24 protein-coding genes are annotated in these 23,865 nt (G+C 61.8%); 10 read left to right on the top strand and 14 right to left on the bottom strand.

The window, feature by feature from the left end; all coding sequences use genetic code 11:
• Positions 1 to 112: 112 nt before the first annotated feature.
• Positions 113 to 400 (bottom strand): DUF6464 family protein, encoded by a 288-nt coding sequence (locus NW855_RS09340; protein WP_414402640.1) that lies wholly within the window; start codon positions 398 to 400, stop codon positions 113 to 115.
• A 177-nt stretch (positions 401 to 577) separates the two neighbouring features.
• On the opposite strand from NW855_RS09340, the gene NW855_RS09335 reads away from it, so the two are divergent.
• A complete protein-coding gene (locus tag NW855_RS09335) occupies positions 578 to 1,660 on the top strand; it encodes an Mrp/NBP35 family ATP-binding protein (RefSeq protein ID WP_011429455.1) in 1,083 nt (360 codons plus the stop codon).
• Here the strand turns inward: NW855_RS09335 and NW855_RS09330 are convergent.
• The 4 genes from NW855_RS09330 to cysE form a co-directional block, all read right to left on the bottom strand.
• The gene (locus tag NW855_RS09330; RefSeq protein WP_011429456.1) at positions 1,657 to 2,025 is read right to left on the bottom strand and encodes a hypothetical protein; all 369 of its coding nucleotides are present in this window, start codon (positions 2,023 to 2,025) and stop codon (positions 1,657 to 1,659) included. The two genes, NW855_RS09335 and NW855_RS09330, sit on opposite strands and share 4 nt — an antisense overlap.
• Positions 2,026 to 2,089: 64 nt before the next feature.
• Entirely contained in the window at positions 2,090 to 3,913 is a 1,824-nt protein-coding gene (locus NW855_RS09325) for a BamA/TamA family outer membrane protein (protein WP_228375416.1), read from the bottom strand.
• Positions 3,914 to 4,306: 393 nt separating this feature from the next.
• Positions 4,307 to 4,654, bottom strand: coding sequence for a hypothetical protein (locus NW855_RS09320; RefSeq protein WP_414402639.1), 348 nt, complete (start codon positions 4,652 to 4,654; stop codon positions 4,307 to 4,309).
• 368 nt (positions 4,655 to 5,022) lie between these two features.
• A complete protein-coding gene (gene cysE, locus NW855_RS09315; protein ID WP_011429460.1) occupies positions 5,023 to 5,826 on the bottom strand; it encodes a serine O-acetyltransferase in 804 nt (267 codons plus the stop codon).
• 186 nt (positions 5,827 to 6,012) lie between these two features.
• On the opposite strand from cysE, the gene grxD reads away from it, so the two are divergent.
• Genes grxD through NW855_RS09300 form a run of 3 tightly spaced genes read left to right on the top strand, consistent with a single transcriptional unit; the run spans position 6,013 to position 7,052 of the window.
• Positions 6,013 to 6,351 (top strand): Grx4 family monothiol glutaredoxin, encoded by a 339-nt coding sequence (grxD, locus tag NW855_RS09310; protein WP_168173360.1) that lies wholly within the window; start codon positions 6,013 to 6,015, stop codon positions 6,349 to 6,351.
• Positions 6,352 to 6,359: 8 nt separating this feature from the next.
• Positions 6,360 to 6,662, top strand: a complete 303-nt coding sequence (locus NW855_RS09305; RefSeq protein WP_099812425.1) for a BolA family protein — start codon at positions 6,360 to 6,362, stop codon at positions 6,660 to 6,662.
• Positions 6,663 to 6,701: 39 nt separating this feature from the next.
• Positions 6,702 to 7,052, top strand: a complete 351-nt coding sequence (locus NW855_RS09300; protein WP_099812424.1) for a phage holin family protein — start codon at positions 6,702 to 6,704, stop codon at positions 7,050 to 7,052.
• 409 nt (positions 7,053 to 7,461) lie between these two features.
• Here NW855_RS09300 and topA read toward each other — a convergent pair whose 3' ends face one another.
• The gene (gene topA, locus NW855_RS09295; protein WP_414402638.1) at positions 7,462 to 10,227 is read right to left on the bottom strand and encodes a type I DNA topoisomerase; all 2,766 of its coding nucleotides are present in this window, start codon (positions 10,225 to 10,227) and stop codon (positions 7,462 to 7,464) included.
• 200 nt (positions 10,228 to 10,427) lie between these two features.
• Between topA and NW855_RS09290 the strand changes: the two genes are divergently transcribed.
• Complete coding sequence (locus NW855_RS09290; protein WP_011429465.1) at positions 10,428 to 10,847, top strand: VOC family protein; 420 nt, start codon at positions 10,428 to 10,430, stop codon at positions 10,845 to 10,847.
• Positions 10,848 to 11,074: 227 nt separating this feature from the next.
• Here NW855_RS09290 and NW855_RS09285 read toward each other — a convergent pair whose 3' ends face one another.
• The 5 genes from NW855_RS09285 to ebsA form a co-directional block, all read right to left on the bottom strand.
• Entirely contained in the window at positions 11,075 to 13,153 is a 2,079-nt protein-coding gene (locus NW855_RS09285) for a DNA polymerase III subunit gamma/tau (protein ID WP_011429466.1), read from the bottom strand.
• Positions 13,154 to 13,241: 88 nt separating this feature from the next.
• Positions 13,242 to 13,778: a hypothetical protein gene (locus NW855_RS09280; RefSeq protein WP_011429467.1), complete on the bottom strand. Its 537-nt coding sequence runs from the start codon at positions 13,776 to 13,778 to the stop codon at positions 13,242 to 13,244.
• Between the two features lie 28 nt (positions 13,779 to 13,806).
• Positions 13,807 to 14,499: a dephospho-CoA kinase gene (coaE, locus tag NW855_RS09275; RefSeq protein ID WP_099812421.1), complete on the bottom strand. Its 693-nt coding sequence runs from the start codon at positions 14,497 to 14,499 to the stop codon at positions 13,807 to 13,809.
• 99 nt (positions 14,500 to 14,598) lie between these two features.
• Positions 14,599 to 16,266: a citramalate synthase gene (gene cimA, locus NW855_RS09270; RefSeq protein WP_414389665.1), complete on the bottom strand. Its 1,668-nt coding sequence runs from the start codon at positions 16,264 to 16,266 to the stop codon at positions 14,599 to 14,601.
• Positions 16,256 to 16,627, bottom strand: coding sequence for a type IV pilus biogenesis protein EbsA (gene ebsA / locus NW855_RS09265; protein ID WP_414401301.1), 372 nt, complete (start codon positions 16,625 to 16,627; stop codon positions 16,256 to 16,258). The genes cimA and ebsA overlap by 11 nt, the downstream gene beginning before the upstream one ends.
• 288 nt (positions 16,628 to 16,915) lie before the next feature.
• On the opposite strand from ebsA, the gene larE reads away from it, so the two are divergent.
• The 3 genes from larE to NW855_RS09250 all read left to right on the top strand — a co-directional run bounded on the left by larE (position 16,916) and on the right by NW855_RS09250 (position 20,176).
• Positions 16,916 to 17,740 (top strand): ATP-dependent sacrificial sulfur transferase LarE, encoded by an 825-nt coding sequence (gene larE, locus NW855_RS09260; RefSeq protein WP_011429471.1) that lies wholly within the window; start codon positions 16,916 to 16,918, stop codon positions 17,738 to 17,740.
• A 47-nt stretch (positions 17,741 to 17,787) separates the two neighbouring features.
• Positions 17,788 to 19,614 (top strand): DUF3769 domain-containing protein, encoded by a 1,827-nt coding sequence (locus tag NW855_RS09255; RefSeq protein WP_414402636.1) that lies wholly within the window; start codon positions 17,788 to 17,790, stop codon positions 19,612 to 19,614.
• Positions 19,615 to 19,894: 280 nt separating this feature from the next.
• Positions 19,895 to 20,176 (top strand): DUF1830 domain-containing protein, encoded by a 282-nt coding sequence (locus NW855_RS09250; RefSeq protein WP_011429473.1) that lies wholly within the window; start codon positions 19,895 to 19,897, stop codon positions 20,174 to 20,176.
• Positions 20,177 to 20,200: 24 nt separating this feature from the next.
• On the opposite strand, the gene NW855_RS09245 is transcribed toward NW855_RS09250, so the two are convergent.
• The 3 genes from NW855_RS09245 to NW855_RS09235 are packed head-to-tail and all read right to left on the bottom strand — an operon-like array spanning position 20,201 to position 21,916.
• Positions 20,201 to 20,575 (bottom strand): hypothetical protein, encoded by a 375-nt coding sequence (locus NW855_RS09245; RefSeq protein ID WP_011429474.1) that lies wholly within the window; start codon positions 20,573 to 20,575, stop codon positions 20,201 to 20,203.
• Between the two features lie 31 nt (positions 20,576 to 20,606).
• Positions 20,607 to 21,332, bottom strand: a complete 726-nt coding sequence (locus tag NW855_RS09240) for a hypothetical protein (RefSeq protein ID WP_414402635.1) — start codon at positions 21,330 to 21,332, stop codon at positions 20,607 to 20,609.
• Between the two features lie 41 nt (positions 21,333 to 21,373).
• Complete coding sequence (locus NW855_RS09235) at positions 21,374 to 21,916, bottom strand: DUF3110 domain-containing protein (protein ID WP_011429476.1); 543 nt, start codon at positions 21,914 to 21,916, stop codon at positions 21,374 to 21,376.
• A 481-nt stretch (positions 21,917 to 22,397) separates the two neighbouring features.
• Between NW855_RS09235 and speD the strand changes: the two genes are divergently transcribed.
• Positions 22,398 to 22,856, top strand: coding sequence for an adenosylmethionine decarboxylase (speD, locus tag NW855_RS09230; protein ID WP_099812417.1), 459 nt, complete (start codon positions 22,398 to 22,400; stop codon positions 22,854 to 22,856).
• A 28-nt stretch (positions 22,857 to 22,884) separates the two neighbouring features.
• Positions 22,885 to 23,823, top strand: coding sequence for a polyamine aminopropyltransferase (locus tag NW855_RS09225; RefSeq protein WP_011429478.1), 939 nt, complete (start codon positions 22,885 to 22,887; stop codon positions 23,821 to 23,823).
• Positions 23,824 to 23,865 lie beyond the last annotated feature (42 nt).

Genomic DNA, 23,865 nt, shown 5'->3' with positions numbered 1-23,865 from the left:
ATTCTCGGAAGCTCCCGTCTACAGCCCGTCAGGGCTTAGCGGGAGAGGATGTCACACTCTTGTCTAGATCCACACACGAATTCTGTAAGATACCCGCACGAGACCAGGGGGACTAACCTGTTGACCCCGCTCCTGGGTCGGTGGAGCTCTGGCAACGCGCGACGTAGTGGGGGCAGCGACAGGGGCCCAGGGGGTTCACAGCACAGGGCAGATAGGGCGAGCGAGAAAAGTAGCGGCAGGAGGGATCCCAACTCGAGGTGGGCTGCAGCTGGTGGGAGGGAGTGGGCTCATCCCAGCTTGAGGGGCGACGGGAGCCTCTCTTTTCCAGCAGAGGGAGCAACTGGGCCAAGAACGTCAGGCCCAACCACAAACCGACTCCCAGGATCAGCGCTGGCACCATTGCCCTCCTCCGTCGGCCAACAGCCTTGTCTTCCAACCAGAACCAGCCTAGGCCAGCCGGTTGGCAGAGGGCCAGCCTTGGCAGACAGTTTCGCAACTGTCCTGGTTAGCCAGCGAAGAGCCGGGAGAAAAAACGACTAGAGTGAGAAATGGAGCCGTTACCTCGTTTTTGAATGCCATGACCACCTCCACCCTCGATGCTGCCGCCATCCTTGAGGCGTTGCGCCCGGTTCAAGATCCGGAGCTGCGCCGCAGCCTGGTGGAACTGAACATGATCCGCGACATTCGCGTCGAGCCCAAGCGGGTGGCCTTTACCCTGGTGCTGACCACGCCGGCCTGCCCCTTGCGGGAATTCATTGTGGACGAGTGCAAAGCTGCCATCCGCCGCTTGGCCCCAGTTGAAGCCATTGATGTCACAGTAACGGCGGAAACCCCCCGCTCCCCTTCTCTGCCGGATCGCCAGTCTGTCCCCGGCGTGCGCAACATCATCGCCATCTCCAGCGGCAAGGGAGGCGTGGGCAAAACCTCCGTCTCGGTCAATGTGGCCGTGGCCCTGGCCCAGAGCGGAGCGCGGGTGGGGCTGCTGGATGCCGATATCTACGGCCCCAATGTGCCGCTGATGCTGGGCCTCCAGGATCGCTCTTTGTTGGTGCGCAAGCGGGAGGACGGCGGCGAAGACATCTTCCCCCTGGAAAATTACGGCGTCAAGATGGTGTCGATGGGCCTGCTGGTGGGGCGGGATCAGCCGGTGATCTGGCGGGGGCCAATGCTCAACGGCGTCATCCGGCAGTTTCTCTATCAGGTGCAGTGGGGGGAGCTGGACTATCTCATCGTGGATATGCCCCCCGGCACCGGCGACGCCCAACTGACCCTGGTGCAGGCGGTGCCCTTGGCCGGCGCCGTGATCGTCACCACACCGCAGTCGGTGGCCCTGCTGGATAGCCGCAAGGGCTTGAACATGTTTCGCCAGTTGGGGGTGCCCATCCTCGGCATTGTCGAGAACATGAGCTACTTCATTCCCCCCGACCTGCCGGATCGCCAGTACGACATCTTTGGCTCAGCAGGCGGAGAGACCACGGCCCGCGAGCTGGGTGTCCCACTGCTGGGGCGGATCCCGCTGGAAATTGCCCTGCGGCAGGGGGGAGATGCGGGCCAGCCCATCGTGGTCGGTCAGCCTGAGTCTGCTTCTGCCCAAGCTCTGCAGCAGATCGCCAAAACCTTGGCCGGCCGCGTCTCCATGCTGGCCTTGGGGGCCGGCTAGAAGCGCTCCGCTTCCACCAACGACACCCCGAAGCTGCGTCCTCCCAAGACAATGCCCTCTTGGGCCTTGCCGCGCACGGTTACGGTGCTGTTCATGGCCGGCAAGCCCTTGTCGGTGATGACCCAGAGGGAGCCGCTGCTGTCTTGGATCTCGTACACACCCTGGCCGAACACCCCTATCTGGTTGACCACGCGACCGCGGACGTACACATTGGTGTAGCGGGAAGGATTTTGTTCGATCTGGGCAATCGGGGTTGTGCCAATGCCTAAGCGCGCCAACGGCCCACATCCTGTCAGGGCTAGGCTGGCACAGAACAAGAGTACCAGGGATCCACCGCGGAACGATTGGCCGAGTTGCCGTTTCATGGGTTGCTTCCCTCACGAGCCCTTGCTCTCACCATAGCAAGCCGGCAGCAGATCCACCGCCAAGCTAGAACTTCTCGCCAATGCCAAAGTGCAGTTGAGGCCGGCCGGCCTCCCCTTGCCCGATGGCGTAGTCGATGCGCAGCGGCCCCAAGGGAGATTGGATGCGGATGCCGGCCCCCAGCCCCAAGCCGCTGCCCGGCTTGTTGCGCACCGCCGCCGGATTGCCGATGACCGCCGCGCCGCTGCCCAGATCGGTGCCGTAGTCGGCGAAGACCACCGCCCCCACCGGGTCGAACAGGGGGAAGCGCAACTCCGCCGTCGCCGTGGCAAAGCTGCGACCGGAGCCGACGCCGCCCTCAAAAAATCCCCGCACCGAGCTGCCCCCGCCGATGGGGAAAGCATCGTAGGGAGCCAAGTCGCCAATCGTGGTGCCCGCCCGCACGTCAAAAGCCAGCACCTGCGGTCGCTCGCTGCGCGTCTCGAACAGCTTGACGGGAATGAACTGGCTGTAGCTGGTCTCGAGGCGGTTGGCGTTGAGGCCGTTCTCCAACAGACGGACCGACTGTTCGGTGGAGAGGCGAAAGACGGATCCCTGGCTGGGGCTGTTGGGGTTGTCGCGGCTGTCGTGGACAAGGCCGAACCGCAGGGTGGTGTAGCTGTCTTGGCCGCTTGCGCTGAAGGTAATCGGGTTGCCCAGCACATCGAAGCGCTCCTGCTCGCCGTTGCTGTTGCGGGCTTCCACAAATTGGACGCGGGTGCCCAGGCTGGCCCGCCAATTGCCCCCAATGGGACGGGAGAAGGTGACGCCGCCGCCCAGCCGGTTGATGCGCACGGGATCCCCGTTGGGCAGGGTCAATCCCTCGTTGAAGACAAAGCTGGAGCTCTGCTGGTTGGCGATGTTGACGTTGTAGGAGGTGGGGATCTCCAGCGTGGCAATGCGCGGGTCGGTGAAGTTCAAATCGAACAGAGTTTCGTTGGTGCCCACCTGCACGTTGAAGCTGGCGCTTTGGTTGTTGCCGCCCAAGTTTTCTTCCGAGACGTTGAGGCCGGCAAAGACCCCTGTGGCCGAGCTGACGCCGATGGTGCCGCTCAAGGTGCCGGTGCGGCGCTCTTCCACGTTCACCACCACCACCACCTTGTTGGGATCCTGGCCAGGGTTGAGCCCAACATTCACATCTTGAAAAAGGTTAAGGTCGAAAACTGCCTGGAGATCCTTCTGGATTTGGTTGCGGTTAAACACATCCCCTGGCTTGGTCTTGAGCTCGCGGGTGATGATGAAGTCGCGGGTTCTGGTGTTGCCTTGAACGCGAATGTCCTCGATCTCCCCTTCGGCAATTTCCAGAGTGAGGGTGCCATCTTCGGAGGAGCGCACGTCGGTCACCTTGGCCAGCACGTAGCCCTTGTCGGCGTACCACTGCTCGATCTCGGCCACTGCCGCTTGCAGCTCGCCAAAGTTGAGCACCCGCCCTTCTTGATCGGCAAAGGCCTTCTTGAGCACCTCCGGATCCAGAACTTTTGCCCCTTCTGTGCGCACGGCTTTGAGGATCGGATTGGGCTTGACCTCAAAGGTAACCCGCACCCCCAGGGGCGTATCGGAGGGCACCGCCCGCACATCGGCAAAAAACCCAGTGGCAAACACAGCATTGATGTCTTCCCGCAGTTGGGAGCGAGTGGAGACCTCGCCGGCCCGCGTGCGAATAGCCTTGTAAACCTGCTCGATCAACTCTGGGTCGTCGGTTCCTTCCACCACCACTTCCGCTACCAAAACTTCTGGCTCGCCAGCGGCTGGGGTAGGTGTAGGGGAGGGTTGGGCGGGGGTATCGCCATTGGTGCGCAGATCCAGGGTGCCGGGCGGGGGAGCTGATTGCGCCCAAGCCGCGGATCGCATCGACAGACCGTTCGCGAAAGCGGTGCGTAGCACTACCCCACAGGCGAACACTGAAGCAAGCCGGAGTCCGAGTTGCTGGGAACGGTTCATAGGGATCCCTCACACACCGCCAAAATCCAAAGAGCTAAGTTGCAGAACTTCTTATTGCCCGGCAGCGGACAATTGCCCTGAATTATATCAACCCCGACCCGGGCAGAGCTGAGCATTGCCGCGAGCCGGATTGCGGGCTTGGGCAGTGTAAACTACCCGACTCCAACCGCTAGGCGGCACGAAGCAGGCTTTCAGTAGCCCCCAGTCCCCCTTCGCCCCCCGTACACGGGGGGTGTGGGGGGTGGGGAGTCCAGTGCGGGGCTCCTGCGGCTTCTAGCTGAAGTACAAGCAGCAGCCTCTTCTTTACGGCAGGCGCAGGGATCCCTGGCAGCGCTGGCCACAGGTCTGGGGCTCGGCTGCCTCGGCGGACAGGTTGGCTTGGGAGTTGAGGATAAGAATTGTCATGGGGGCGGGGGGCGGTGAGGGGCTGCTGTGCCAACCCCACCTGCCGGCGAAGTGCCGCGTTGGGGCGCTGGGCACAACGAAGACGATGTTTTGTAGGACATTGCCTTGTAGAGGGGTGGCGCTGTTCTGTCTGCTGTCGAGGAGCACTGTTTGCTGCGGGAGGAGTGTCTGGGCCAGAGCGGCTGGAGCGGATCCCAAACTGAGCAGAGCTGCCAGACCAGAAAAGATGAGCTTGCTCGGCAACATCAGCCTTCCTCTCCAAAATGCTGGGACGCCGGCACCTTAGCTAGTTCCATCCAAAAAGCTCTATCGACTTGCCGCAAAAAAAGCTACGCTCTAGAGCAAAATTTCTCCTGGGCACAGAGAGCTTGCAGAAACGCCCTCCTCCTCTCAGGAAGCTGCAAAAAGGTTGTGGGCAAAAATTCTGGACAGCCCAATCGGGGTTGAGGGCAAACAGGCCGACTGGGCTCGAGGGGTTATCCCGGGCAGACAGCCAGACGGGCAAAGCTGAGCAGAACCGCCCTGGGTGCTGCCCCTTTTCCCAGGAGTTCTGAGCCGCCAACCTGCCCTACAGTTAGCCGGCACCAAGGATGCTCCCCGCCATAGCCGCAGCCTCATTCGCATCTGACCTGATCCTGGCGGTCCTGTTCCCGCTCTTGGTTGAGGCGGGCCACCTGGGCTTCCAGCTCTTGAATGCGGTGCAACAACTGCTCGATCGCCCGTCCCACTGGGTCAGGCATGAGGTGGTGATCTAGGTCGATGCCATGGGCGGGGATGCGGCGTTGATGGGGTGGGATGACCGCTCGACCTGGGATCCCGACCACCGTCATGCCGGGGGCCACATCTTGAATCACCACTGCGTTGGCTCCGATGCGGGCTCTAGCACCGATGCGAACCGGCCCCAGGATCTTCGCCCCTGTGCCCACAATCACCCCATCTTCTAGGGTGGGATGCCGTTTACCTTTGGTCCAAGAGGTGCCCCCCAAGGTAACCCCGTGGTAGAGGGTGACGTCATCGCCAATTTCCGCCGTCTCCCCGATCACCACGCCACAACCATGGTCGATGAAAAAGCGCCGTCCAATCCGGGCTGCCGGGTGAATTTCGATCAACGTAAAGGAGCGAGAAATGAAACTGAGCAAGCGGGCCAGAAAAAAGCAGCGCCGTTTCCACAGCCAATGGGCGATGCGGTGCAGGAAGAGAGCATGTACCCCTGGGTAGGTGAGAAGCACCTCCCAGCGGTTGCGCGCCGCCGGATCCCGCTCGAAGACACAGTCGATGTCTTCCCAGAATTGCTGCCAGAACCCCAGTTTTGGCTCCGGCTTGGCAGAAGAGGGAGAATCACTCCCCCCTGTCTCGGGGCTTTCCACCGCCGACGGCAAGGACTTCGTCCCGCTAACACGAGAGGACTCTGTTAGCATGAATGGCCTCCGGTGAGAAACCTCCACTGCTTCCCCTTCTAGCACTTTTTGTTGTCAGCAGGGGGATCCCCCGCCAAGCTCCAGGATGCCTGTTGACGCTTTTCGTCAAAAGCAGATGAAAATGAGATCACGATAGGAGCCGAATTGGCCTGTCCCCTGTTGTCGCTAAACTGGCTGGCTACCATGCTGGATCCCCTTTTGGAAGAGAAAATCCGCAACCAGGTCCGCACGCACAAGGTGCTGATTTACATGAAGGGCACCCCAGAAATGCCCCTGTGTGGGTTTTCCTACGCCGCCGTTCGCATATTGGATAGCTTGGGCTTCCCCTACACGGCAATTAACGTGCTGGAGGATCCTGAGCTTCGCCAAGGGATCAAAGAGTTTTCCAACTGGCCGACCATTCCGCAGATCTATATTGACGGGGAGTTTGTGGGCGGCTGCGACATCCTCCAAGAGATGCACGCCCGCAACGAGTTGCGTCCCCTGGTCGAGGCGGCTTTTGCCAAGGCCGGCACTCAATCTTAAAGGATCCCATGCTCACCTCGAACCGCCTTCGGCAGCTCTTGGCTGAGAAGCTGCAAGCCCTCTACGTCCACGTGGAGGACGAATCACACCGCCATGCCGGCCATGGGGAACGGCAACAGGGATCCGGGGGGCACTACCGCGTGCAGGTGGTGTCGCCTCTGTTTGCCGGCAAAACTTCTCTGCAACGGCATCGCCTGGTGTACGCCGCCCTGGCCGAGGAGATGGGGCAGAGTATCCATGCTTTGGCGTTGCAAACTTACAGCCCGGAAGAGGTGCCGACAGCCGGGATCCCTCACAATTGGATAGCATAGAGGGCGAAATGGCTGCCCCAGCGGGGTAAGGGAGGAAGTATGGCAGCTCTTTTGGCCACCTGGCTGATGTCGGCCTTGAGCGTGATGATTTTGGCCTGGCTTTTGCCCGGGATCCACGTCTCCGGGTTTGGAGGTGCCTTGGTGGCGGCGCTGGCCATTGGGCTAGTCAACAGCTTGGTGAAGCCGTTTCTGCAGTTGATCACCCTGCCGATTACAATCCTGACGCTAGGTTTGTTTTGGCTGATTTTAAACGGCATCTGCTTAGCCATTGCCGACTTTTTGGCCGGGGATGCTTTCAATATCGACAACTTTGGTTGGGCGTTTGTCGGCGCCATCGTGCTCTCCATCGTCAGCGGCTTGGTTCAGCGCGTCTTCGAGCAAGCCAGCTAGGCTTGAATTTCTCGTAAACTACCCGGCTCCGACCGCCCCCCCTACATCCCCCCTTGCGGGAGGGAGAGAGGCTGAGACGAGCTGCCCTCCAATGGAGCCGCCGAATCTCCCCGCGTCAGGATTACCGGTGAGAACTCTGTTCCGCTTGGGCGAGCAGCAGCGGCGCCTACCGTTGGGGTCTACGGCCCGCTAACCCAGGTGGGTCTCCCCAGTCGTTGGCTGGAGCACTCCGCGCCGAGTCATGCGAGGCCGAGTCAGTTCCCCTATGCCCCACGGTACTGGGCAGCTTCAAAGACCAAAACCTTGAACCTGCGTCTTTAGGGCCTACGGCCCGCCAAAGGCGAACCGCGCAGCGGTAGGACGGGGCTTTGGACCCATTTTTTGGGGTAACAAGCTGGAGAAACGGTTCTCAGGCCCGCGCTTTGGGAGTGACCTCTAGGATGGTGGGACGGGATCCCGTTTGGGCCGTCTCTTGAACATGGCTCGCCTTGGCCGTCCCATTGCTGCTAGGGCGGCTTTGCGAGGTGCGCTCCTTTTGGGATCCTGCCGACGGGACAGCTCCCTCAGCCTTCCTGGCCGTGGTGCTGGCTTTTGCCTGCGCCTTGCCGGTTGAGCGACCCTTCCCTTTGGCGGAGGAACCTTCTTTTTCCGCCAGCAACTCCAGCGCCATCTCCAGCGTCACGGCTTCCGGGGAGAGATCTTTGGGCAGTGAGGCGTTTACCTTGCCGTGCTTGACATACAGACCATAGGGGCCGTCGTGCAAGGTGACCGGCTCGCCATCCTCAGGATGGGATCCCAGCTCGCGCAGGGGCTTGGCCGAGCCGCGCCCACGGCCTTTTTTGGGCTGGGCCAGCAGCTCTAGCGCCCGCTCTAGGCTGATGGTCAGCACATCCTCATCGGCAGGCAGCGAGCGGAAATCCCCGTCGCAGACCACGTAGGGGCCGAAGCGGCCAATGCCGGCCTGCACCTTTTTCCCCGATTCCGGGTGCTCCCCCAACGTGCGGGGCAGGCTGAGCAGCCCCAGGGCAATCTCAGGGGTGACCTGCTCCGGCTTCAGCCCTTTGGGCAGGGAGGTGCGCTTGGGCTTTTTGTTCTCCTCCGACACCTCTCCCAACTGCACATAGGGGCCGTAGGGACCCTGGGGAATTACGTAGACCGGCTCTTGGGTTTCCGGGTGGAAGGCGATGGGCTTGGGACCTTCCTGCTTGCGCCGGATGAGCTCCTCGATGTGTTCGGCGCTGAGATCGGCGGGGGGAATATCCTCCGGCAGGTTGGCGCGCACCTCTCCTGATTCAGTCTCTACCGACACATAGGGGCCGTAGGGGCCGATGCCGATCTTGACGGGCAGGTTCTCCAGGTAAATGGAGCGGGCCAGGCCGGAGTCGATTTCCAACTCGCGCGCCTTCACCTGGCCTTCTAGGCCCTGCTCGCCCAGGAAGAAATGGCGCAAGTAGGGCAACCAGTCTGCCTGGCCAGAAGCGATGTCATCGAGGGTTTGCTCCATCTCGGCAGTGAAGCGGGTGTTCACCAGGTTGGGAAAGTATTTTTCCAGCAGCTCGGTCACCGCAAAGGCGGTGTAGGTGGGCACGAGGGCGTTCCCCATCGACCTGACGTAGCCGCGGCTCATGATGGTGTTCAGGATGGTGGCGTAGGTGCTGGGGCGGCCAATGCCCTCGCTTTCCAACACCTTGACCAAGGATGCTTCCGTATAGCGAGGCGGCGGCTGGGTTTCGTGGCCCACCGGCTCCAACTGCAGGCAGCTCAAGGGATCCCCCTGCCGCAACAGGGGCAGATGCACTTCCCGATCTTCCAAAGCCGCCTCTGGGTCGTCGGATCCCTCCACATAGGCGCGGAAGAAGCCGGGAAAGTCAATGCGCTTGCCGCTGGCCCGAAACACCGCATCGTCCACCGCGATGAGCACGATGGTGTGGGTCTGCCGCGCCTCGGCCATTTGGCTGGCGACAGTGCGCTTCCAGATCAGGTCGTAGAGGGCCAGCTCCTGCCCTGTGAGGGGGGTTTGGCTGGGCAGGCGAAACTCCGAGCCGGCGGGACGAATGGCCTCGTGGGCTTCTTGCGCCCCTTTGGTTTTGGTGGTGTACTGCCGAGGTTCGGGGCTGAGGTACTCCTTGCCGTACATCGACTCCACGCAGGCGCGGGCGGCGCGGATGGCCTGTTCCGACAGGTGTACCGAGTCGGTGCGCATGTAGGTGATGTAGCCCTCTTCGTAGAGCTTTTGGGCGATGCGCATCGTCTGCTGAGCCGACAGGCGCAGCTTGCGGTTGGCCTCCTGTTGCAGCGTGGAAGTGGTGAAGGGAGGGGCGGGCTTGCGGGTGGAGGGGCGTTCTTCGACCGAGCTGACGACCCAAGCTTTCCCCAGCAGGCGATCCCGTAGGGCCTCGGCCTGGGCTTGATCCAACAGCACCACATCCCGTCCGGCTATGAGCTGCCCGGTGCTGGGATCGAAGTCTTGCCCGCTGGCCAGACGTTTGCCGCCCAGGCTCACCAGCTCTGCCGGGAAAGAGGCCGCTTGGCTTGCTGTCCTCGGTTGCAAATCCGCTTTCAGATCCCAGTAGGTGGCTTTTTTAAAGGCGCGACGCTCCCGCTCCCGATCCACCAAGAGCTTCACCGCCACCGACTGCACCCGACCTGCCGAGAGTTTGGGGGCAATTTTTTTCCACAGCAGCGGCGACAGAGTGTAACCCACCAGGCGATCCAAGATGCGGCGCGTCTCTTGGGCCCGCACCAGTTGCTCGTCCACCTCACGGCAATTTTGCAGCGCCTCCTGAATGGCCTCGCGGGTGATCTCGTGGAACACCATGCGGCGGGTGGGCACCTTGGGCTGCAGCACCTGTTGCAGGTGCCAACTGATACTTTCCCCCTCCCGGTCTTCGTCAGTGGCCAGAATTAGCTCGTCGGCTTTCTTAAGCGCCTCCTTCAGCTGTTTGACTACCTTTCTTTTGTCCTTGGGGATCACGTAGAGAGGCTCGAAGTTGGCGTGGACATTGACCCCGAGACGGCTCCACTCTTCTCCCTTCACCTCTTCGGGAATGTCAGAGGCCGACTCCGGCAGATCGCGTACATGTCCCATCGAGGCTTGCACCTCATAGCCGGCGGGCAAGAAGCCGCGGATGGTACGGGCTTTGGTGGGAGATTCGACAATGACCAGCTTGGGCATGATGATGTTGACTAGAAGGAATCGACTGAAGGTGGTGAGCCTCCCGACCCAGGGGTGCGGCGGATCGGCGCCCACAATCGGGTCTACCTATGGATCTATCGCTACTTCTTCTGGAGCCTAGCAAGTCTGCTTGTGCTTGGCTAGCGATCCTGGGCGGTTGACCTGGGCAGTCTGCTCCTATTCGACCTCTTAGCACAACCATGAAGCTGCATCACTTTTCCATTCGCACCGCCGATATTTTTCGCTCCATCGCCTTTTACGAGGGTCTGGGCTTTGTGGTGGAAGAACGGTTTACCGCTGGGATCACCTTAGCCTGCTGGATGCTCAGCCCCTGGGGTCGCCTGGAGCTGATGCAGGTGCCGCAGCCCCATCCTGCGCCGGATCCTTTCGGGGATCCCCACTATGTGGGCTACTACCATCCCTCTTTGGAGATCGGCCCTGAATGGGGATCCCTGGCCGACTATCTACAGCATCTGGAGGCACAGGTGCCCCTTACCTTGCTGTTGCCGCCGCAGTGCCAGCAAATTGGCGGCCAAGTCTATGAGGTGGCGTTCATCGCCGATCCCGATGGCCTGCCGATCGAACTCATCCGCCCCCAGGGATGCCCAGGATCAGAATAAGGTTTGCCCCGACGCAGGGATCCAGGAGATATCTCCTCAATTGACGGAACGGGTGGAGGCGGTCGCTCTCTCTAGCTGGGCTGGCCCTTAAGGATCCCAGCGCTAGAGGCGTTCCTTGATGGGCCAGCCAAAGTGGCAGGGGCAGAACCAGCGCCCAGTCCGGCGCCTGCGCCGAGAAGCGGATCAGATCATGGGGCCCAAGGGTCAAGACAATCCCAAAGTAACGCCTAGAAAGGTAGCTCCTCCTCTGCGGGGGCTAGGGGGGACTGGGTTGCCGGCGGGCCGTAGGCTTCACCCAGATCCGGGGATCCCTCTGCTTCCAGGCTCTCGAGAGCGGACAGTTCTGCCGTCGCCTCCTCGGGCGAGGCCAGGATCCCTTGCAAATCTATCAGGCTGCCGTTGAAATGGTCGGCAAAGCGGCGGGCCACCTCCGCCAGCTCGTGGGCAAGGTGGTAGGAGGGAGGCTTTGCCGCTTGCGCTGGCGGGATGGAGTTCTCGCCAGGGGTCTCTGGCTCAGCAGGAGGAGGTTGCCCGACTCTACCGTAGCTTTGGGATCCCGCCTTGGGAGATGGCGATAAGTCTTTGGGGAGGTTGTCGCCCCTGGGGGTTCGGCTCTGCAACTTTGCAGGGGCGAGGGGTGGAGCCTTTTCGCGACCTGAGGTTTCGCCAGCACTCCCCTCACGATGGCGGGACGAAGGTCCCTGCTGCACCACCAAATTTAGCCGCACCGGGCGCTGCAGCAGGTTGTGGAGCGCAGAGCAGAGCTCGGCTTCTTTGCTGCGCACCTTGTCCACTAAGCCCTTATTGGGAAAAGCAAGGGTAATCTCTAAGGTCTCCGTCCCGTCAGAGCCAACGAGAGACTCCTGCTGCAAATAGCCGGATGCCAATAGGCCTCTGGTGATGGGGCGAAGGTTTTCAAGAAACTCCTCCCACCGGGGCCGCAGCAGCTTGAGGGGATGCGGATCTTTCGCTTTTTCCGGGCTGGCCGGCTTCTCCCGACTTGGCTTTGCCGTTTGCGACGGCGGGAGGGATCCCCCTGTTGCAGCAGGGGAAGGGGCTGGGGTCTCTGGAAGGGTTGTCGTAGGAGCTGTCAGCTCCTCGCTGGCTGGGACGGTGGGGCTAGGGGTCTTTCCGACCGTTGGCGGGCCGACGGCTGGGAGCGGCTCTCCGCCTTTGGCCTCTATTGACGGCAGCGGGACGGCACTCTGGCGAAGCTGGCCCAGCAGATCCAGCAGGGCGATCTCCAACCAAAGCTGGGGTTGCCCGCTCTGGCGAATTTGCGGCTCGCACTGGCGCAGGTGGCTCTGGGCCGCCAGCAGCATCTCCACCGAGTAGCGAGGAGCCCGCTGCTGCAGAGCTGCCCAGGTGGGATCCGTTACGGCCGCCAACTGCCGCTGTTGGGGGGCCGTCTTGGCCAGCAGCAGATCCCGGTAAAAAACCACCAGGCTCTGCAGCACCACCAGGGGCTCTCTGCCCCGCTCCAGCAATTGTCGCGTCTGGGCCAGCACCGCCTGCACATCCTGAGCCAGCAACGCATCGGTCAAATCCAAAAGCTGCCGCTCCGGGATCCCGCCCACCAAGTCCCATACGGCTTCTGGGGTGATGGATCCCTCCAGCAAGCTGAGCTGATCCAACAGGCGCTCGGCGTCCCGCAGCCCGCCCTGGGCCAGTTGGGCCACCAGGTGCAAGGCTTCTGGTGCAATGGGGATCCCTTCCTGGGCGGCGATCTGGCCCAGGTGGGCCACCATGTCGTCGAGGGGGATGCGGCGGAAGTCAAACCGCTGACAGCGGGAAACGATGGTGGGCAGAACCCGCTGTGGGTCGGTGGTGGCCAGCACAAACACCACGCGAGGAGGCGGCTCTTCCAGCGTCTTCAGCAACGCGTTGAAGGCGGCATTGCTGAGCATGTGGCACTCGTCGATGACATAGACCTTGTAGCGGCTATTTACCGGCGCAAATTGGGCCCGCTCGATCAGCTCGCGGATGTTGTCCACGCCGGTGTTGCTGGCCGCGTCGATCTCAATCACGTCCAAAGAAGAGCCGGCGGTGATGGCGCGGCACTGGCTGCATACCTGACAGGGATCCGGCGTTGGCCCCTGCTCGCAATTTAAAGACTTGGCCAAGATGCGGGCGCTGGAGGTTTTTCCGGTGCCCCGCGGCCCACAGAACAAGTAGGCCGGCGCCACCCGCCCCAGCCGGATGGCATTGGCCAAAGTCTGCACGACTGCCCCTTGGCCCACCACCTCGGCAAAGCGCTGCGGGCGGTATTTCAAATGAAGGGGTTCGTACTTGCCAGCAACGGCCATTTTTTCGAGCTCTCCAGTCGCCTTGCAAGCGCGCCCCCGCCGAAACCGCTCTTGCTGGGCAATGCTGAGGCATCCCAGGGGGGCTCCCCTATTCTGGCTTCTCCCTTTGTCCCTCAAGAGCGATACTGGGCCTGGGAGGAGATGTCGCTCCCTGGGCGGGCAGAGCTTTGGGATCCCGGCGGCGCAGCGGAGGGATCTGCGGCAATTGCACCTTCCAGCCGGGGGCATCCAGTTGATCCACGTGCTGCAGCCGGTAGCTGAGCTGGTACAGTTCCCTCTTGAGCCGGCGATTTTCTGCCTGCATGGCGGCGATGCGCTCGCGGATGGGCTGCAGGCGGGCCTGAAGTTTGCGCCGGTAGAGCTCCGGCAGCTCCTGGAGCATCTGCTCCAACACCTGCTTTTCTTGGTAGAGCTGCTCGATCTCGGCCTCGTAGCTGCGAATTTGCCGCTGTTGCTTTTCTTGGCGCAGCTCCAACAGGTCGATCTGGCTCTGCAGCAGGCGGTTGCGCTCCCGCAAAAGCTGGATCTCCCGCTCCCGCGCCGCCAGCGCTGAGGTCCACAAAGACTCTCTCCCGCTGCCACAAAGTGCTTCCTGCATCGCCTCTTTCTCGATCCATCCAGACATAGCTGCAAAGAAAGGGATCCCTCCCCCGTCACTCTATCCGGCTCGGCGGGGTGGGGCAAATGGCCCCTCCTTCTCTGGGGTGAGCCCCCAGGGCTTGCCTAACCTGGGCTTCCAGCTGCGCCAGGGATCCGGAATTGTCCAGCACTACATGGGCGCGACGGGCCTTTTCTTCTAGGGGCCACTGGCTGGCCAGGCGCGCCTCGATTTCTGCCGCCGTCAGCAGATCCCGCTGCGCCAGCCGCTGCCGCTGCTGCTCCGGGGTACAGGTCACCACCCAGATCTCGCTGGCCCAGTTTTCCATGTGGGCCTCAAACAGGAGCGGGATCATCAGGCAAACGGTGGGATGGCCTTCCCCGTGAGGACATTGGCAACTGGGTCGAGCCTCAGTCGCTTCCTCAGGCGGCGCAGATGCCCCGTGGGCCTCGAGAAACTCCCGCAGCCGCGCTTTGACAAAAGGATGGATCTGGGCTTCCAGCCAGGCCCGCTCGGCGGCATCGGCAAAGACAATCCGCCCCAACTGGCGGCGATCCAGCGCTCCAGAGGGATCCTGGATGGCCCGGCCGTAGCGCTGCAGCACCCGCTCGCGGATGGGGGATCCCACCGCTAGGGCTTGCCGCGCCATCTGATCTGCATCGGCCACCGGGATCCCGTGCCGTTCCAAGAGGCGGGCCACCGTGGATTTGCCTGTGGCTATGCCGCCCGTCAGGCCGATGATTCTCATGGGAGCTGGGTGATTTCAAATGAGTTGGAGACAGGCCCAAGCGCTCCGCGCCGGCCCTCACCCCCAGCCCCTCTCCCAGAGGGAGAGGGGAGATCCCCTTCAAGGCGAGGCCCTTTGGGCAGAGGGTGGGGAAAGGCAAGGTTCTGTTAAGAGACTATACTCAAAGCCTTCCACCAAGGCCCGGCAGGAGGCTTCGATGATGTTGGTGGAAACTCCCACCGTGGTCCAACGGCGGTGGCCGTCGCTAAACTCCACCAGCACCCGCGTCTTGGCCGAGGTGCCGGCCCGCCCGTCCAAGATGCGCACCTTGTAGTCGGCCAGGTGAATGGCCTCCAGTTGCGGGTAAAACTCCAGCAAGGCTTTGCGCAGCGCCCCATCCAAAGCCGCCACCGGCCCATTGCCTTCCGCTGCCGTCACCCGCGTCTGCCCCCGCACCGCAATCTTCACCGCCGCCAAGGACTGCACCTCCGTTGCCTCGCCGCTGGGATCCCAGTCTTTGCTGCTCCAGTCGGAGCGGGTGGTGGCGCTGACATGGAAGCTGAGCACCTCAAACGGATGCGAGCGCTGCCCCAACAGCTCCCGCACCAAGAGCTCAAAGCTGGCCTCAGCGGCCTCAAACTGGTAGCCCTGCAGCTCCAAGGTCTTCAGCCGCTCTAGGATCAAGCGGGCCTGGGGATCCGACTTGTCCAGCCGGATCCCGAACTCGGCCACCTTGCTGAGGATATTGCTCAGCCCCGCCTGTTCCGAGACGACGATGCGCCGGCAGTTGCCCACCTGCTCCGGGGCGATGTGCTCGTAGGTGAGGGGGTTTTTTTGGACGGCGCTGACGTGGATCCCGCCCTTGTGGGCAAAGGCCGACCGGCCCACAAACGGCGCGTGGTCATCTGGGGCCAGGTTGACCACCTCGCTGATGGCGCGGGAGATCTCTGTTAGGTGTTGCAGCTTCCCCTCCGGCAGACAGCGGTAGCCCAGCTTCAGTTGCAAGTTGGGGATAACGCTGCACAGGTCGGCATTGCCACAGCGCTCCCCGTAGCCGTTGATGGTGCCCTGCACCATGCGCGCCCCCGACTGTACTGCCGCCAGGGCATTGGCCACAGCAGTGCCAGAGTCGTTGTGGGTGTGGATCCCCAAGGGCAAATGCCCCAGGTGATGGGATTCGGCCAAGACGGCTGCCGTGATGGCGGCGATCTCGTGGGGCAGGGATCCGCCGTTGGTATCGCAGAGAACCAGCCACTCCGCCCCTGCCTCGGCAGCCGCCACGAGGGTTTGCAGGGCGTAGTCGGGGTTGTGGCGGTAGGCGTCGAACCAGTGCTCGGCATCGTAGATCACCCGCCGCCCTTGGGAGCGCAAATAGGCGATGGTGTCGCGGATCATGGCCAGGTTTTCCTGCAGCGTGGTGCCCAGCCCCTCCGTAACATGCAGATCCCAAGACTTGCCAAAAACCGTCACGTAGCGGGTTCCCGCCGCCAAGATGGCCTGCAGCAGGGGGTCATCGGCTGCCCGCCGCCCCGGCTTGCGGGTGGAGCAAAAGGCCACCAGCTCCGCCTGCTCCAGCGGCTCTTCCCGCAGTTGCCAGAAAAATTGTCCATCTTTGGGATTGGCCCCCGGCCAGCCCCCCTCAATAAAGGGGATCCCCAGCCGATCCAGCAGCTTGGCAATCTGCACCTTATCTGGCACCGACAGCGACAGCCCCTCCCGCTGCGCCCCATCCCGCAGCGTGGTGTCGTAGAGGGTGATGGCGACCGGAGAATCTGCTTCAGTCTTCATACCGCATCAACTTTTTGTAAAAGGCGGTGGTGAAATCCGGCGGCTGCCCCCGCTGCACCAGCGCTACCACGTCGATGAGGTAGTCCACAAACTCGTAGTTGGCGATGGAGAGCTGGTAAGTGAGCTCGGCATCCTGATCGAAGACCACCTGCACCACGGTCAGATCTGCGGGCAACAGCGACGTGTGCCAACTGGCCAGGAAACGCACGGGCTTGTCTCCCTCGATGGCCCTCTGTCCTTCCAGGCTGCCTTTTTTGTAAAGGCCCACGGCCAGGGGCAGGTACTGCCGGCGGGCAACCGCGTAATAGGGCTGATAGACGGACACTTCCGACGGGCCGGCGGGTTCGAGCTGCAGAGCCATGGCGTGTCAAGGGAAGAAAACGGTTAAGGACGGCAACAACCCCAACTGCAATCCAGCCTACCGCCTCGACGACTTGCTGGTCTAAGGGTTAGGGGCTCTAGGAGGGATCCGGCACCTTCTTTGGGAGAAAAGCGTTGGAAAGTCGAGAAGCTCTGCGGAAGAATAGGAGAAGTAAAGAGGGGATCCCCCCAAGCGACTCCCTCTTCGGCATGTCCTGGACCCATGGACACCAACCAAGACAGGAACATCCCTTCCCCCGCCCCAGCTCTGGCGACGGAGTGGGATCCCGTGCTGCAGCAAAAGTTTGAGCAGCTTGCCCAGATCTTGGCCAAGATGGGGCGGGTCTTGGTGGCCTACTCAGGCGGGGTGGATAGCAGCCTGGTGGCCAAGCTGGCCTGGGATCAGTTGGGGGAGGGGGCCCTGGCCGTCACTGCCGCCTCCCCTGCCCTTTTGCCCGAAGATCTGGAGGAGGCCATCTGGCAAGCCCAATCCATCGGCATCCGCCACCAGATCGTCGAGACCCAGGAGCTGCAGGATCCCCGCTACGCCGCCAACCCCGCTAACCGCTGCTACTTCTGCAAAAGCCACTTGCATGACCTGCTGTGCCGGCTGGCGCAAGCCCAAGGATACGACTACGTGGTGGATGGCCTCAACGCCGACGATCTGGCCGACTACCGGCCGGGAGTGCAGGCAGCTCGAGAGCGGGGCGTGCGTTCCCCCCTGGCGGAGGTGGGGATGAGCAAGCTGGAGGTGCGGCAACTGTCTCGCCATCTGGGCCTGCCCTGGTGGGATAAGCCGGCTCAGCCCTGCCTCAGCTCCCGCTTTCCCTATGGCGAGGCCATCACTGCCGAGAAGCTGCGCCGAGTGGGGGCGGCAGAGCGCTATTTGCGCAGCTTGGGCTGGCACCAGGTGCGGGTGCGCTCCGAGAAAGATACTGCTCGCATCGAACTGCCCCCTCACCAGATCCGAGAGTTTGTGCAAAAAACCGATCTGGAAGCGCTGGTCAGGGCTCTGCAATCCTTCGGCTACCTCTACGTCAGTCTCGATTTGGAGGGCTACCGCAGCGGCAAGCTCAACCGCGCCCTCAACCCGCCCCCGCCGACAACGGGCTGAGCCAGCCCGGGGGCTTGGGCTGAAGTTTTGCGCAGGTTTGGGGGAGTATGAAAGGGTTTTGGTGGCTCTGGCTTTGCTTGGGGGTGTTTGGCCTGGCAACGGCTGCTCCTGCCTCAGCCCAGAAAGACCAGGTGGCAGCCGCTCAGCCTGGGGATACGAGTGCCCCCGATACCCTTGCGGATCGCACGTTACGGCTGCGCTCCGACCGCCAAACCTTCGACCAACGGGCGCAGGTTTTCCAGGCGGAAGGAAATGTGGAGATGCGGCTGGGCCGCTCTGTGCTGCGGGCAGACCGCCTGCGCATCGAGCTGCAACAGCGGCGAGCCCTGGCCGAGGGCAATGTCTCGGTGGAGCTGCATCGGCAGCGCATCCAGGGATCCCGCCTGGAATACGACTTTGAGCGGGAGCAGGGAGTTTTGGAAGAGGCCTTCGGGCAGGTGGATATCGGCCAGTTGCAGGCCGCCGGATCCCCGGCAGCGGCCCTCTCGCCGCAGCGGCTGGTGCGCTTTCGCGCCGTTCGCATCCGCTTCGCTGCCAACAACTGGGAAGGAGAGCAAGTGCAGTTGACCAACGACCCGCTAGATCCGCCAGAGCTGGAGATCCGCAGCCCGCGAGTGACCTCCGCCCTGCAGCCGGATGGTTCCAGCCTGCTGATGGCCGAGGCGGGGCAACTGGTTTTCGACCAGGTCTTTTTTTTGCCCCTGCCCATTCGGCTGCGTCTTGACTCCTTCAACCGTCAGCCTCCGGTCAGCCTTTTTTACGATGACTTCGACCGGGAAGAACTGCGGCGCGGCCTGATCCTGCAAGCCAACATCGAGCTGCTGCAGGATCCCAACCTCAGCTTGGTGCTCTCCCCCCAACTGTATCCGCAGCGCCTCTGGGGGAGCCTCCAAGGGATCCGCGATGGGGTTGGGCTGCGGACGGATTTTCGTTGGCGGCAACCGGAAGCCAATGCCCAAACCTCGCTGTTTGCCGAGCTGCGCGGGATCGTCTTCGAGGAATTTGCTCGGCGCTTGCGGGCGCAGGTCGAACACCGCGTTACCACCGGCGACGGCGGCCAAGTCACCTACACCTATGCTTATCGGGAGCGTTTTTTCAGCGGGCGGCTGGGGTTTCAGATCGTGGAAAATCGCTTCGGTGTCAGCTACAACTCGCCCACCCTCCTTCTCGGCGACACCGGCTTGAATTTCAGCTACCGCATAGCCGCCGACTCCATCGACGCCCTAGGACAACTCGGCGACATCGACACCGATCCCGATCTAGCCCTGGCCAAGACCACCGACCGCATCCAGCTCACCCGACTGCAACTGGGGGCAACCGTGAGCCGCTCCTTTCCCATTTGGCGGCCCCCCAAGACGGCAGCAGATCCCCCACCCCGCTTTTCCGCTTTGCCCATCGAACAGGGAATCTGGCTCAACACCGGCCTCAGCAGCAGCCAGTCGTTCTACTCCAATGGCCGTGCCCAAAGCTATACTGCCGGCAGCATTGGCCTCGACGCGGTAATCGGGGCTTTCGTGGCCGATACCTTCGACTACACCAACCTGAGGGTGACCTACTCCAATGGCTTTTTGGCGGGGGCCTCGCCGTTTTTGTTCGACCGCATCACCACGCGGGAGCAGCTTGTTCTGGGCTTTTTACAGCAACTGTACGGCCCGCTGCGGGTGGGGGCCGAAACCACACTGGATCTCCAATCCGGCCAGCAGGTGGATACCACCTATCGCCTGGGTTACGACCGCCGCACCTATGGATTTAGCTTGCAATACAATCCGGTGCGTCAGTCGGGGGCGCTGGAGCTGCGGGTGGAGGGCCTGAACTGGGATCCCCGCCAGTCCTCGCCGAAGCCGACGACCGGAGCGAGCCTCCACGAGCCGTGATCCCCAAACTCCCAAGGGGACTCAAAATGTAATCTTAACTACTGCTCTGCGGAGATTCTCTGTGAGAAATTGCCTCGCCGCAGGGAGAAATTTCAATCCAAATCCCTCCTGATTTGAAGGGCCATTCTGAAAAATCAAAACGGTAAGATAAAATACAGAAATTACTTTTCCAGGATTCATTTTTGCTGGTTGGGATCGCCGTATCAAAGGCTACTGCAGCGATCCCCAGGCGGTGTTAGGGTAGATAATAGGCTGAGCAGAGTGGGCTGGTGATCTAATTATGCAAACACTTGATGCGATCCCCGACAAAAAACGAGTAGAGCGAATAACCTGTAGCTACATCAACGCGACCAGCTCCGTTCAGGTGGTTCGCATCACAAATATCGAGAACTGGTACTTTGAGCGGGTGGTCTTCCCAGGGCAGCGGCTGCTGTTTGAGGCAGTGCTGGGAGCCAAACTGGAGATCCACACGGGCATGATGGCCAGCTCCATCCTGACGGATATCATCCCTTGCGAAAAGCTGCGCGTGCGAGAGACGGAGCCGGTGACGGTGGGCGCCTAGATGCCCCGAGGCCAGCGGTGTGGACTAGGTCTCGCGACCTTGCTCCTTTCTCTCCTCTCTTTCCGGGCTAGGGGAAGGTTGGGGTGAGGGGCGAGGCTTGGGCGGCAGTGGGATCTCAAGGAAACGGGCGCTCAACCGCACCGGGCTGATCTCGCGCCGTTGCGGCGGCCACGGGATCCCCAGCCAACGGGCCGTGAGCTCCAGCAGGCTGGGGGGCGGTGTGGGAGTAGGGGTGGGCGTTGGTGGTGGGGTGGGGTACAGATCCAAGCGCGGCGGACGGGGGGTGCTGACCCGAAAAGCATCGGGGGGAGGTTGGGTCAGCGGCACATTGGGATCCCCGCACCCCAGCAGGCCCAGCCCCAGCAGGATGTACAGCGTTGCGGTGCCTCTGCTTCTCATGAACAAGCTGCCGAGCATCGACACCAGACTATCACCGGGATCCCAGGGCTCTGAGCTGGGTTTGCAGATCTGCTTCCAGGGCAGATAGCTTGCGAGCTATGGCTGCGTAGCGGTTGGCAGTCAAGTTTTTGGCGATAAATTGCTCCAGCAGTTGCTGATCCCGGGCAACCATCTGGTTAAAGTACTGCTCTACGGGAACCCGTGGGTCTTCGATCAAGGCTCTGCACATCTGCAAAGCCGTGATCAACTGGGCCCGCACCTGCAAAAAGAGCGACTGGATATACCGCTGCTCGGCCTGGCTCAGTTGGCGAAAATCTCGCCAATACTGGCCCCCCTCCAGCGATTGTTGGAGCTCTTGCACCCAGCGGTTGTACTCTTTTACCTTGCGGGCGAGATCGCTGGCAAACTCCATGATCTTGGGAGGGCTATTTAGGAGGTGGGCCTCCTGCCAGCGCTGGCGAATGCGGCGCAGGCTCTGCTGCAGCTCCAAGCTGGCCCAGAGGAGCCCCAGCAAAACCACCGCCAGCAACACGACGGCCACTGTATACAGTAGCCAATAGCCGGGATCCCGCATCCCCAAAAAGATCACCAGGGCAACCACCAACAGGCAGAGGGCCAGCATAACCCAGAAGCGCAGTTGTTGTTGTTGCAGACGCAGGTACCCTTCCCTCAGGCCAAATGCTTCACAGCAAGCCTCCAGATCCGCATCCATGATCTGGCGAAACTCCTCTAGAGAGATTGGTTCGGCAGTGATCATCGAAGACCCTCGCAACGCAATCTGGGTTGAAGTCCAGGCCGTTAGGATTTGCCCTGCCAATTCCGCGCGGCTTCCGTACTCTCCTCCAGCGGCTCCAGCACCTCGCTGGCTGGAACCACCATCAACCCATAGCCCCCTTCGCGACAAAAATCGACGATCTCCTGAGTATCAAAGCGCTCGGCCAGCGGCTTGGGCAGCCCCTGCTGGGCCAGCCTTTGGGCATATTTTTTCGCCCCAAAGGCGCTCTCAAACGCAATGACAATGTCCTGCCCCCCGATCTGGCGTGTGCAGATCCCCTCTTGGCCATTGGCTTGGTAAAGCAGCACGATGACCTGGGAAGGCAAGTCTTCCGGGCTAGCCCAAGCCAACTCCTTCTCAGCCTGGGATCCGCCGCCGAGCAACACATCCCGCGCCTCGTTGAGCCGTGCCAGTTGCGCCTCCAGCAAGGGCCTTTGCCGTTCGTCCTCCAGCTCCAAGAGGGCGGCACTAAGGGTTTGATATTCTCGAAACCACTTCCTCCGGATCTCCCGTTCGCTGGCATCCGGCGGCAGGTTGAGAACTTGGAGGGCCTCGGCGGTGTCCATCGACAGCCTCTGCTCGGATTGAGAGGAACGTCACTGTCCACAGTCTAGACTAACCGCTCTGGGAGCTTTGAGAGGGGGACTCTTCCAGGGATCCCCGCTCCTTGGCGCTGTCAGCCGGTCGTTGGGTAGGAAGCCGAACTGCTGAGCAATTCCCCTTGCACCACGTTCGAGATGCCGCCAGCGGGGTGGGCAGATATCGGGCTTGGCCAACTGGATAGGCAAATCGGGCAGAGCAGCAAAGGATGGTGTGGCACAGCAAGTGGGGGTTGCCTGCCAGCAGCTACTGCAAGTTGTGAAAGAATCGCCGCTCTCCCCCTGCGTGGGAGCAAGCCGGCAGGGCTGCGGACAACGTCAAGGTTAATTCTCAGTTAAGAAAAAAGCCGTTGCGGGGTGTAATCCCGCTGCATCTATGAGAAGATGGTAAAGCTGTGCTTTTTGTTCGCACGGCTTCGGTAGTCTATCTGGCCAATTAGGGGATAGTATGCTGCACACACTATCTGGCCAATTAGGGGATAGGTCTCTGGCTCTGATCGGGATCCACTGCATCCTAGAGCTTTACGACTGCCCGGCCAAACTTCTGGATGATGTTTCCCTGGTGCAACAGGCCTTGCGGGAGGCAGCAAGACGCTCCAACTCCACCCTCTTGGGCGAGCTTTGCCATCCGTTTGAGCCACAGGGGATCACGGCTCTGGCCCTTTTGGGAGAATCCCATATCTCCATTCACACTTGGCCCGAAGCGGGCTATGCAGCGGTGGATGTGTTCACCTGTGGTCGCCACACGCGGCCCGAAGCAGCCTGTGAATACTTGATCCAGGTGTTTCAAGCGCGGCGGTATTCGCTGCGCAAGCTACCTCGCCGAACCACGGATGCGGCACCCATTGAAGAGATGGCGGATTTTCCCGAAGCGCTAAGCTGTGAAACGGCCGGACGAAGGCGCTGAGATCCCGCCACTTTTTGTCAGGTGTCCTATGAACACCCCAAAGAGCTTCTTCTGGGCGCAGGAGTACTTCACCCCCTGGGACTACACTGCCCGTGCCATCACGCGCATTCTGGCCTACCGAAAAACCCGTTTTCAGGAGATGCTGATCGCCGAGACGGGAGCCTATGGCAAGGGCCTGATGCTGGATGGCCACTGGCAGTCCACCACGGCGGACGAATTCCTGTACCACGAGGCTCTGGTTCATCCGGCCCTGGTGCAGGTCGTCCAGGCGGGTGGGATCCCGCGGCGAGTGTTGATATTGGGTGGTGCGGAAGGGGCGACGCTGCGGGAGGTGCTGCGCTGGCGCTCGGTGGAGCAAGTGGTGATGGTGGATATCGACGGGGAGGTGGTGGAAGCCTGTCGAGAGCATCTGCCGGAAATGCACCAAGGATCCTTTGCGGATCCGCGGGCAGAGGTGGTGATCGCCGACGCCTTGGACTTTCTTGGCCAGACGGAGCCGATCTGGGACGCGATCCTTTCCGATCTGTCGGATCCCGTTGAGGCCGGCCCGGCCTACCGCCTCTTTACCCAGGAGTTTTTCCGCCAGGTTCGCTCCAAGTTGCAGACCGCTGGGGCTTTTGTCATCCAAGCTGGGCCGACGGGTCCAGTGGAGTTGTGGCAGCACACTCGCATCGTTCACACCTTGAAAACGGTGTTTGCTGCTGTGCAGCCCTACGCTATCTACGCCCCCACCTACGGCGGGCCGCTGGGGTTTGCCCTGGCAGCCCAGGATCCCATCTCTTCCAGGCCGGAGCCCGAACAGGTCGACCAGATCCTGGCCCAACACCTGGATCCCGACCGCGGAGCGCTGCGCTTCATCGATGGCATCACCCTCCTGGGACTCTACCAGGTTCCCGCCCACCTGCGCCGTGCCATTGCTGCTGAGACCACCGTCTACACCCTGGCCAACCCTCCTCAGGTCGAGTAATCTGGCGGCCCAATCCGCGATTAAAAGTGGGATCCCAGGGTA

Source organism: Synechococcus sp. RC10B2 (assembly GCF_047502635.1).
This window is presented reverse-complemented; position numbering and strand designations above follow the sequence as displayed.